The 9,376-nt window shown below is 64.8% G+C and carries 6 protein-coding genes and 1 pseudogene; 4 read left to right on the top strand and 3 right to left on the bottom strand.

Features of this window, described 5'->3' with window-relative positions; all coding sequences use genetic code 11:
- Positions 1–157: 157 nt before the first annotated feature.
- Positions 158–871: a DNA helicase gene (locus EN964_RS14500; RefSeq protein WP_127269043.1), complete on the top strand. Its 714-nt coding sequence runs from the start codon at positions 158–160 to the stop codon at positions 869–871.
- 19 nt (positions 872–890) lie between these two features.
- On the opposite strand, the gene EN964_RS14495 is transcribed toward EN964_RS14500, so the two are convergent.
- Positions 891–1,844 (bottom strand): hydrogen peroxide-inducible genes activator, encoded by a 954-nt coding sequence (locus tag EN964_RS14495; protein ID WP_127269042.1) that lies wholly within the window; start codon positions 1,842–1,844, stop codon positions 891–893.
- Between the two features lie 263 nt (positions 1,845–2,107).
- On the opposite strand from EN964_RS14495, the gene katG reads away from it, so the two are divergent.
- Positions 2,108–4,303, top strand: coding sequence for a catalase/peroxidase HPI (katG, locus tag EN964_RS14490; RefSeq protein WP_127269041.1), 2,196 nt, complete (start codon positions 2,108–2,110; stop codon positions 4,301–4,303).
- Positions 4,304–4,484: 181 nt separating this feature from the next.
- Positions 4,485–5,042 (top strand): GNAT family N-acetyltransferase, encoded by a 558-nt coding sequence (locus EN964_RS14485; RefSeq protein WP_127269044.1) that lies wholly within the window; start codon positions 4,485–4,487, stop codon positions 5,040–5,042.
- Positions 5,043–5,291: 249 nt separating this feature from the next.
- Here the strand turns inward: EN964_RS14485 and EN964_RS14480 are convergent, their stop codons facing one another.
- Entirely contained in the window at positions 5,292–5,708 is a 417-nt protein-coding gene (locus tag EN964_RS14480) for a helix-turn-helix domain-containing protein (RefSeq protein ID WP_127269040.1), read from the bottom strand.
- 105 nt (positions 5,709–5,813) lie between these two features.
- On the opposite strand from EN964_RS14480, the pseudogene EN964_RS14475 reads away from it, so the two are divergent.
- Positions 5,814–8,053: pseudogene (locus EN964_RS14475) on the top strand (heavy metal translocating P-type ATPase).
- Between the two features lie 6 nt (positions 8,054–8,059).
- Here the strand turns inward: EN964_RS14475 and EN964_RS14470 are convergent.
- Positions 8,060–9,244: an MFS transporter gene (locus tag EN964_RS14470; RefSeq protein WP_127271335.1), complete on the bottom strand. Its 1,185-nt coding sequence runs from the start codon at positions 9,242–9,244 to the stop codon at positions 8,060–8,062.
- Between the last annotated feature and the right edge of the window lie 132 nt (positions 9,245–9,376).

The raw sequence follows: 9,376 nt of genomic DNA, 5'->3' as shown, positions 1-9,376 counted from the left end.
GGATTGAGCTATCATCTGATTCTGGCGCGGCCCACGCCACCTCCCTCCGCCGGGAAAGCATCGTTCATGCAGGGCGCTATCCAATCACCGAACCGACTGTTCGAGCACTTGGCATAAGGAGGGATTGCAAAAACGGCTCGCACCAGGAGGTTTTGCGATGAAGTTGTCCGCGCCCATCTACCATCTCAAGCGTCAAGCCAGGCTTTTGTCTCGCGAGGGCAAGATTGCGCTGCACGAAGCGCTCGACCGTGTTGCAGCACAGGAAGGGTTCACCAGCTGGAGCCTGCTTGCAGCCAAGGCAGCCGAGGCGGCGCCCGCCGGCATGCTGTTTGCGCAACTTGCGCCCGGCGACCTGGTTCTGGTCGGTGCGCGACCCGGAAACGGCAAGACGCTGATGAGCCTCGAACTCGCGGTCGAAGCCATGAAATCAGGCCATCGCGGCGTGTTCTTTACGCTCGAATATACGCAAAGGGATGTGCTGGACCGGTTTCACGCCATCGGGGCGGACCCGGTGCAGTTCAACGACCAGTTCACATTCGATAATTCCGACGCCATCAGTGCCGCCTATATCGTCAAGGCATTGGGTTCGGCGCCGCGCGGCACGCTGGTGGTGATCGATTATCTGCAACTGCTCGATCAGAAGCGGGAAAACCCGGACCTGATGGCGCAGGTTCGCACGCTGAAGGCCTTTGCCCGCGACAGGGGACTGATCCTCGTCTTCATCTCGCAGATCGATCGGTCATACGATCCGGCGGAGAAGCCATGTCCCGATATCAGCGATGTGCGGTTGCCGAACGCTCTGGACCTGTCGCTGTTCAACAAGACCTGCTTCCTCAACAAGGGCGAAATCCGGTTCCAGGCGGCAGGCTGACGATCAGGTCAGCCTGCCTTCATTGGGCCGCTGCCGGCAGATTCGGAGGCTGCGCAACCGATGCCGAACCGTGCTGCGCGCGCAATGCTTCGGCCGCCTGGCGAACCACTTCGGATATAAGCAGCAGCTGTTTGGCGATCGGGCTTGTCTTGCGCCAGATCATGCCGATCGTCCGCGACGGTTGGGGGTTGGCGAAATGGGCGATAGAGACCGCCGCCGAGCGCGTCTCCACCGGCACGGCCATTTCGGGGATCAAGGTGACGCCGACGCCGGCGCCGACCATCTGCACCAGGGTCGACAGCGAGCTGCCGTCCAGCAACTCCCTTGGGCGCACCGAATGCATGTTGCAGAACGACAGCGCCTGGTCGCGAAAACAATGGCCTTCCTCGAGCAGGAGCAGCCGCATCTCGCGCAGCATTTCGCGGTTGGGCACCGGCTTTCCCTCATCCTCGCCGGGCCGGACCAGCACGAAGTTCTCGGCAAACAGCACGATTTCCGTCAGCGACGCTTCCGATACCGGCAAGGCGACGATGGCCGCGTCGAGCCGGCCGTCGGCCAGTTCCTGGATCAGCTTCTGCGTCTGCGTTTCGCGCACGTGGATATCGAGCCCGTCATGCATGCGGGCGAGGTTGCCGATGATGGCAGGCAAAAGGTAGGGTGCGATCGTCGGGATCACCCCGATGCGCAACCGTCCCACCAGCCGGTCGCGCGAGGCGCGGGCCAGATCTGTCAGCTCATCCACCGAGCGCAGGATGTCGCGAACGCGCAAGGCGAATTCCTCGCCGAAATTGGTCAGCCGGACCTGGCGTGGGCCTCTTTGGAAAAGCTCCGTGCCAAGCGTTTCCTCCAACTCCCGGATCTGCACCGAGATCGCGGGCTGCGAGATCGCGCAGGCATCGGCGGCACGGCCGAAATGATTGTGCCGCGCCAGCGCCTCGAAATAACGCAACTGCTTCAGCGTCAGGTTTGTCATAATGTCATCTTATCGCTGTAATCAGGAAATCCAACTTAAATTAATGAAGCGGCTTTGCTATAGGAGTCGCAACGAAGATGAGGAGCAGCCGGGACCGCCTGGTGAGGCGCATGCCCGCGGCAACGGGACATCCAACATATTCGGTCGCGTATCGGGCATATGGTCATCGCGCCAGCCATGAAACGGACCGCCTCCAGGGACATCCAACGTCCCTGTTCACGCAGCAGTTGAACAGCTCAACACAGCCACGATCGGAGAAGAACATGGACGCACAGACCGATGATCCCAGCGCCGGCAAATGCCCCGTTGCACACGGATCCTCCAGCAGGAGCAACCGTGACTGGTGGCCCAACCAACTCGATCTTGGCGTTCTCCATCAGCAATCGAACCTTTCGGATCCGATGGGCGAAGAGTTCGACTATGCCGAGGAATTCAAGTCGCTCGATCTCGATGCGGTGATCAAGGACCTGCACCAGGTGATGACGGATTCGCAGGAGTGGTGGCCGGCCGACTTCGGCCATTATGGGCCGCTGTTCATCCGCATGGCCTGGCACAGTGCCGGCACCTACCGCATCGGCGATGGCCGTGGCGGCGCCGGGGCCGGCCAGCAGCGTTTTGCTCCGCTCAACAGCTGGCCGGACAATGCCAATCTCGACAAGGCGCGCCGGCTGCTGTGGCCGGTCAAGCAGAAATATGGCCGCAAGATCTCCTGGGCCGACCTGCTGATCCTCACCGGCAACGTCGCGCTGGAATCGATGGGCTTCAAGACCTTCGGTTTTGCTGGCGGCCGCGCCGACGTCTGGGAACCCGAACAGGACGTCGATTGGGGTTCGGAAACCAAGTGGCTCGACGACAAGCGCTACTCCGGCGACCGCGAACTCCAGGGCCATCTCGGCGCCGTCCAGATGGGACTGATCTACGTCAATCCGGAAGGGCCGAACGGCAAGCCGGATCCGCTGGCCTCGGCACGCGACATCCGCGAGACCTTCGCGCGCATGGCCATGAACGACGAGGAGACCGTGGCGCTGATCGCTGGCGGTCACACCTTCGGCAAGACGCACGGCGCCGGCGATGCCTCGCTGGTGGGCGCGGAGCCTGAAGGCTCGAGCATCGAGGCGCAGGGCCTTGGCTGGTCGAGCAAGCACGCCTCCGGCATTGCAGGCGACGCCATCACCTCGGGCCTCGAGGTGACCTGGACCACGACGCCGACCAAGTGGAGCAACAACTTCTTCGACAATCTGTTCAACTTCGAATGGGAACTGACCACGAGCCCGGCCGGCGCGCATCAGTGGACGCCGAAGGGCGGCGCCGGTGCCGGGACCGTGCCGGATGCCCACGATCCGTCCAAGCGCCGCGCGCCTGCCATGCTGACCACCGATCTCGCACTGCGGGCCGATCCGGCCTACGAGAAGATCTCGCGGCGCTTCCATGAGCATCCGGACCATTTCGCCGACGCGTTTGCCCGCGCCTGGTACAAGCTGACCCATCGCGACATGGGTCCGATCGTTCGTTATCTCGGTCCGCTCGTGCCGAAGGAAGAGCTGATCTGGCAGGATCCGATCCCGGCGGTCGACCATGAACTGGTCGGCGAGCAGGACATTGCGTCGCTGAAGGCGAAGATCCTGGCATCGGGCCTGTCGGTCTCCGAATTGGTCTCGACTGCGTGGGCCTCGGCCTCGACGTTCCGCAATTCCGACAAGCGCGGAGGTGCCAATGGCGCACGCATCCGGCTGGCACCGCAGAAGGATTGGGACGTCAACCAGCCGGCTGAACTGTCGAAGGTGCTGGCGAAGCTGGAAGCCATCCAGAAGGAGTTCAACGCGGCACAGACCGGCGGGAAAAAGATCTCGCTGGCCGATCTCATCGTGCTCGGCGGTGTCGCCGCGGTCGAGAAGGCGGCGAAGGACGGCGGCCACGAAACCAAGGTGCCGTTCACGCCGGGCCGCATGGATGCTTCACAGGAACAGACCGATGTCCATTCCTTTGCCGCGCTCGAGCCGAAAGTCGATGGCTTCCGCAACTATGTCAGGGGCAAGCAGCCGATGTCGGTCGAGGCCATGCTGGTCGACCGCGCGCAATTGCTGTCGCTGACCGCGCCCGAGATGACGGTTCTGGTCGGCGGTCTGCGCGTGCTCGGCGCCAACACGGCCAAGTCGAAGCACGGCGTGCTCACCGACCGGCCGGGTACGTTGACCAACGACTTCTTCGTCAATCTGCTCAGCATGAACACGGTCTGGGATCCGGCGGCCGGCTCCGACGAAGTCTACGAGGCGCGTGACCGCAAGACCAAGGCGGTCAAGTGGACCGGCACCCGTGCCGACCTGATCTTCGGCTCGCACGCCCAGCTCCGCGCGCTTGCCGAGGTCTACGGGTCGGCGGACGCCAAGGCGAAATTCACCAGGGATTTCGTCGCTGCGTGGACCAAGGTGATGAACGCCGACCGCTTCGACATTGCCTGAACTCGCATAAGGCACTCCGGCGCAGCCGCGCCGGAGTGCCAATCCTCCCAAGGACATGAGATCGGGGCCGCGTTTCCAGCGATGGGAGCGCGGCCTTGTCGTAAGAGATTGCGCTTTGGTGGACCGTGCCTTCCTGGGCAGGGATGCTATCTTGCCGGTGTCGCGTCTCCGCCAGTGCACCATGATCGAAATCGTCAAACCCGCGCTCGAACATCTGCCGTCCTACAAGGCGGCGCTCGAACGCGGCTGGTCGCCGGACAATGTGCGGCTGATGGAGGCGACGCGCGAGCAGCTCGCGGCCATCGAAAAGGATCCCGTGGCCTTTCTTGCCGACCTCGACGATCCCCAGGCCAAGGGTGGCGCGATCAGTTTGCCAGACGGCAAAAAGGTGCCGCGCCTACCGGGCTTCCGCCGCTGGATCTGGGACGGCGAGGCGTCGGGCTCGATCGGCTTTCGCTGGCAGAAGGGCACGTCGGAATTGCCGAAGCATGTGCTCGGTCATATCGGCTATGCGGTGGTGCCGTGGAAGCGACGGCGTGGCTACGCCACCGAGGCGCTGCGGCTGATGCTGGAGGAGGCGAGGGCGGTCGGCCTGGCTCACGTCGAGATCACCGCCAAGCCGGGCAATCCGGCCTCGCACAAGGTGATCCTGGCCAATGGCGGCAAGCTCGTCGAACGCTTTTTCGAGGACGCCGCCTATGGCGGGGCGGAGAGCTTGCGGTTCCGGATCGAGCTGTAGGGCGATCTCGTCGGATTGAGTTCACCCCCTCATTTCGAACTCGCCGCCGCCCCTCATCTGCCTGCCGGCATCTTCTCCCCGTAAACGGGGAGAAGGGGCTGGTCGCGACCTCGGTGCCATCTCTGCAACGTTGGCGATTGGCGAAACCATTGATGACAGCGTCCTTCGCCCCGTTTACGGGGAGAAGATGGCGGCAGCCAGATGAGGGGCGGCGCCGACTTTGACGCGTAAGCTTGTCCTTCGAACCTCTCAATCATGCTCATCGGCGCACAGCGCATGATCCGATAGCGCGCGGATGACGTAGCAGTCGCCGACCGTCTGGCCATTGCAGCACGTGGCGATGCGTTCGAGCTCGGCCTCGAGCCGCTTCAACTGGGCAATCTTTTCCCGCACCGAGATCAGTTGCTCCTCGGCGATCTTGTCGGCGTGGCCGCAGGGCTGCTCGGGGTGGCCGCTCAACTCGATCAGGGAGCGGATGTCCTCGACGGCGAAGCCGAGGTCGCGGGCGTGGCGGATGAAGGCCAACCGCTCCAGCTCCTGCCTGGAATAGCGGCGCTGGTTGCCTTCCGAGCGCTCGGGTGCCGCAACAAGGCCCATTTGCTCGTAGTAGCGGATGGTCGGCACCTTGACCCCGGTGCGGCGCGAGAGATCACCGATGGAAAACATGAATTTGCCTCTTGAAGCTCTAGTCACTAGAGCAATTACAATGCCTGACATCAGCATTCAAGACCATACGGCGACGCCGCGCGGGCAAGACAGGCAGGTGATGTGATGACGACGCTCCTCAAGCAGGAAACAATCAGGCAGACACGGTTCAAGATCGGCGGCATGGACTGCGCCTCCTGCGCGGCCAAGATCGATACGGCGGTGCGTCGCCTCGACGGCGTCGCCGATGTCTCGGTTTCGGTGACCGGCGCCAGCATGACGGTCAGCCACGGCGGCGCACTGCCGGAAGACAAAGTGCTGCAGCAGGTGGCGCGGCTGGGCTATGGCATCGTCAAGGCCGATGGGCGTGCACCGGCGGCCAAAGCGCATGACCACGCTGATCCCGATCATGAGGGCCACGATCACGAAGGTCACGATCATGGTGGCATGTCGGCGGGCCAGCAGACCGCTGGCTCTACCCACCTTCACAGCCATGCCGAGCCGGGGCAGGCGTGGTGGCGTTCCCGCCGGGCAGTGCTGACGCTGGCCTGCGCGGCAGCGCTTCTCGCCGCCTATGGCATCGGCCATCTGTTCCCAGTGGCTGAGCGTTGGGTGTTCCTGGGCGCGCTGCTGGTCGGCCTGATGCCGATCGCGCGGCGCGCGCTGATGGCGGCATTGGCCGGCACGCCGTTCTCGATCGAGATGCTGATGACCATCGCGGCGATAGGCGCCGTGATGATCGGCGCCACGGAAGAAGCGGCCGCCGTGGTGGTGCTGTTCCTGATCGGCGAACTTCTGGAAGGTGTCGCCGCCGGCCGCGCACGGGCGAGCATCCAGGGGCTTGCCGATCTGGTGCCGAAGACGGCACTGGTCGAGCGGGCGGGCGGCACATCTGAGATTCCCGCCGAAGATCTCGGCGTCGGCGACATCATCCTGGTGCGGCCGGGCGACCGCATCCCGGCCGATGGCGAGATCATCGAGGGATCGAGCGATATCGACGAGGCGCCGGTGACCGGCGAGAGCACGCCCAAGCGCAAGGGCGTCGCGGACGCCGTCTTTGCCGGCACCATTAGCACAGACGGCGTGCTCAGGGTTCGCGTGACGGCTGCCGCGTCCGACAACACCATCGCCCGAATCGTGCGGCTTGTGGAGGAGGCGCAGGAAGCCAAGGCACCGACCGAACGCTTCATCGACCGCTTCTCGCGCACCTACACCCCGGCGGTGCTGGCGGTCGGCGCGCTGGTTGCGCTGTTGCCGCCGCTGCTCATTGGCGGCGACTGGAACGAATGGATCTACAAGGGCCTGGCGATCCTGCTGATCGGTTGCCCCTGCGCGCTCGTCATCTCGACGCCGGCGGCGATAGCCGCAGGTCTTGCGACCGGCGCGCGGCGTGGTCTGTTGATGAAAGGTGGTGCGGTGCTGGAGGGCTTTCGCCGGATCACGGCGGTGGCCTTCGACAAGACCGGCACACTGACGGCGGGCAAGCCTGTCGTCACCGACATCATGGCCTATGGCCGCGATGAACGCACCGTGCTGGCGCTGGCGGCGGCGCTCGAGCAGGGTTCCAGCCATCCGCTGGCCATGGCGATCCTCGACAGGGCCAAGGCTGATGGTGCGCCGGTGCCGCCGGCTCTGGCGGCGAAGGCGATCTCGGGCAAAGGTGTCGAGGGCAGCGTCGGTGGCGTCGCCGTCTTCCTCGGCTCCGGTCCGGCGGTGGGCGAACGCGCCGACATGACGCAAGTGCAGCGCCTCGCCGTCGACAGCCTCAACGGGCAGGGCAAGACCGTGTCAGTGCTGGTCGCCGACGGCGTGGTGGCAGGGCTGATCGCCATGCGCGACGAGCCGCGACCGGATGCGGCGGCCGGCATTGCGGCGCTTAAGGCCGAAGGCATCCGCACGATCATGCTGACCGGCGACAATCGCCGCACGGCGCAAGCCATTGCCGCTTCGCTCGGCATCGAGGCTCGGGCGGAGCTGTTGCCTCAGGACAAGCAGCGCATCATCGGTGAATTGCAGCGCGAAGGGCTGAAGATCCCAAGGTCGGCGATGGCATCAACGACGCACCGGCGCTCGCCGCCGCCGACATCGGCATCGCCATGGGCGGCGGCACCGATGTGGCGCTGGAGACGGCGGACGCGGCGATCCTGCATGGCCGCGTCATGGACGTCGCGCGGATGGTAAAACTGTCGCGGGCGGTGATGGCCAATATCGGCCAGAACATCAGCGTTGCGCTCGGGCTGAAGGCGGTGTTCCTGGTCACGACCATTTTGGGCATCACCGGCCTGTGGCCGGCGATCCTGGCCGATACCGGCGCCACGGTGCTGGTCACCGCCAACGCCATGCGCCTGCTGCGCTGGCGCGGGTGAAGTGGTCTATTCCGCTGGGGCCGTCAGCGGCGGCGTGGCGTTGCTGCGCCCTTCCCAGACATAGGATGCCAGCGCCACCGCGACGGCGACCAGCATGGCTATGGCGCCGAGCAGCGGCAGGCTGCGGTAGCCATAGCCGCTGTTCAGCATCGCGGCGCCCAACGACGCGGCCAGCGCGATGCCGACATTGAAGCCGGACGGAATGAGCGACGAGGCGAGGTTCGAGGCGTCCGCCGTCCAGGCCAGGATGCGGGTCTGGATCGGTGTGCCGATGGCGAAGTTGAGGCCGCCCCAGACGACGATCGCCACAACCATCGGCAGGGGATAAGGGCTGACGGCGTAGATGACGGCCAGCGTCACCGCCTGCAAGGCCAGCATGGTGATCAATGACGGCATCAGCTTCCAGTCGGAGAGCTTGCCGCCGAGGAAGACTCCCAGGGTGGCACCGACGCCGTTGAGCAGCAGCACCCATGGCACCAGGTTCTCGTCGAGCCCGGTGACTTCCAGCAGTGTCGGGGTGATGTAGGTGAACAGGCCGAACTGGCCGATCATCAGCATCAGCATCAGGATCAGCGAAGTCCAGACCTGCTGGCGGGACAGCACACGGACCTCGCGGGCGAAACCGGCAGGCCTGGCCGATGAGCCGGTGGTGCGCGGCAACAGGGCTGCCATGGCAAGCGTTGCCGCCACGCCGAGCGCGCACATCACCCAGAAGGTGGCGCGCCAGCCCCAGATGTTGCCGATCGCGGTGCCGGCCGGCACGCCGATGACGTTGGAGACGGTGAGGCCAGACAGGATGACGGCGACAGCCATGCCGCGCTGGTCCTCGCGCACGAGACCCACGGCGACGACCATGGCGACGCCGAAATAGGCGCCATGCGCGACCGCCACGGCAATGCGCAACAGTAGCATCGAGGTGAAGTCGGGCGCCAGCGCGCAAGCCGCCTGGCCGATGGTGAAGGCGATGGCGAGGCCGAGCAGCAGGCTCTTGCGCGACAGCGACTTGGTGGCGAGCGCCAGCAGTGGACCGCCGATGGCGATGCCGCAGGCATAGCCGGAGACGAGATAGCCGGCCGAGGGAACCGAGACGCCGAGCCCTTCCGCCACTTGCGGCAGCACGCCGGCAATGACGAATTCAGTGGTGCCGAAGGCAAAGGCGGCGATGAACAGCGCAATGAGCGGAAGCGACATGGGGAAGCCTTAGCTGGAACGGCCTCAAACCACGGATGAGCGTCGCGGGCAATCCAGAAATTTTTGTCGCGAGTTTAGGTTTTCTTCAGTGGGGGCGCGAGGCGATGAAGTGCCAATCTCCCTCACGAGGGG

The organism is Mesorhizobium sp. M7A.F.Ca.CA.001.10.2.1, assembly GCF_003998575.1.
Classification (GTDB): Bacteria; Pseudomonadota; Alphaproteobacteria; order Rhizobiales; family Rhizobiaceae; genus Mesorhizobium.
The sequence above is the reverse complement of the archived record's forward strand: the minus strand, read 5'-3'. Positions and strand labels throughout refer to the sequence as shown.